The following is a 1,383-nucleotide window of genomic DNA, read 5'->3' on the forward strand; positions in this document are numbered from 1 at the left end:
GTTGAAGGCAGCGGGTGTGCATACGCCTTCAGGCCTTTACTGGCAGGGGATGGACGATTATGATCCGCAGGTGGTGGAGCGTTTGGGCTACCCGGTTATTGTGAAGCCGAATACGGGGGGATCCAGCATCGGCATCCAGCTTGTACAAAATGAGAAGGAACTGCTGTCGGCTGTTCAGGGGGCTTGCAGCTTGGATCAAGCGATCTTGATTGAGTCCTATTATGAAGGGACGGAGATTACCTGCTCCATCGTAGATGGCGAGGTATTGCCGATTATTAGCATTAGCTCCGCTCGTTCGAAGTGGTTCGACTACAAAGCAAAATACGAGGTCGGCGGCGCTGAGGAGAAGGTGGTCGAGCTTCCCCCCGTTATTGAGCAGCGTGTGCGCGAGGCGGCACTGGCCAGCTACCGGCTGCTGCAATGTAAGGTCTATGCAAGGGTCGATATGATTTTGTGTCAGGATAGACCTTACGTGCTGGAAGTGAACACATTACCGGGAATGACCGCCAACAGCCTGCTTCCGAAGAGTGCGGCAGCTGCGGGTATAACCTTTACACAGCTACTGGACCATATTATTGCCAGCTCGCTCCATGAGCGGAAACAGGAATGGGGGATGGCGTAATATGTTTAGTGAAAAGGGGACAGGGCGGTTTGTATCCTCGCGTGTACGGGATATTCGGCCATCGGGAATTCGCGCTTTTTTTGATCTGAATGCAGCAGGCGGAGGTACAATCGCCCTTGGGGTCGGAGAGCCTGATTTCGTTACACCGGAAAAGGTACGTGAAGCTTGCATTCAGGCATTGCGTGAAGGACAGACGAAATATACTTCGAATGCCGGCTTGATGGAGCTGCGGGAGGAGATCTCGGCTTATTTTTCCAGCAGCTTCGCGCTTTCCTATGACCCTGAGCAGGAAATGATTGTGACGGTGGGGAGCAGTGAAGCCGTCGACCTGGCGCTGCGAGCAGTGATCGATCCGGGTGACGAGGTGCTGATTCCAGCACCAAGCTATATTGCCTATGAACCCATTACCCATCTGCATGGCGGTAAAATTGTAGAGGTGGCGGCTACGGCAGAGGAGCAATTCAAGCTGACCCCGCAAGCGCTGCAAGCGGCAATTACACCTCATTCAAAGGTTTTAATGATCAATTATCCCTGTAATCCGACTGGAACAGTTATGACGGAGCAGGATTGGCTGCCGATGACAGAGCTCATTATCAAACATAATCTGGTCGTCATTTCGGATGAAGTGTATGCCGAACTGACTTACGGGAGAAAGCATGTCAGTATCGCCTCTTTGCCGGGCATGAAGGAGCGTACGATTGTCATCAGTGGTTTTTCCAAAGCATTTGCGATGACAGGCTGGCGGGTAGGCTATGCGTGCG

At 52.6% G+C, this 1,383-nt stretch carries 2 protein-coding genes; both read left to right on the plus strand.

The window, feature by feature from the left end:
* Positions 1-622 (plus strand): ATP-grasp domain-containing protein (locus tag GRP75_RS27000; protein ID WP_160790894.1); only part of this gene is annotated, 622 nt, incomplete at its 5' end.
* Position 623: 1 nt separating this feature from the next.
* The coding region (locus GRP75_RS27005) for an aminotransferase class I/II-fold pyridoxal phosphate-dependent enzyme (protein WP_160790895.1) at positions 624-1,383 on the plus strand (760 nt) is incomplete at its 3' end.

Origin of the sequence: Paenibacillus sp. OT2-17 (genome assembly GCF_009827695.1) — a bacterium.
Classification (GTDB): Bacteria; Bacillota; Bacilli; order Paenibacillales; family Paenibacillaceae; genus Paenibacillus; species Paenibacillus polymyxa_B.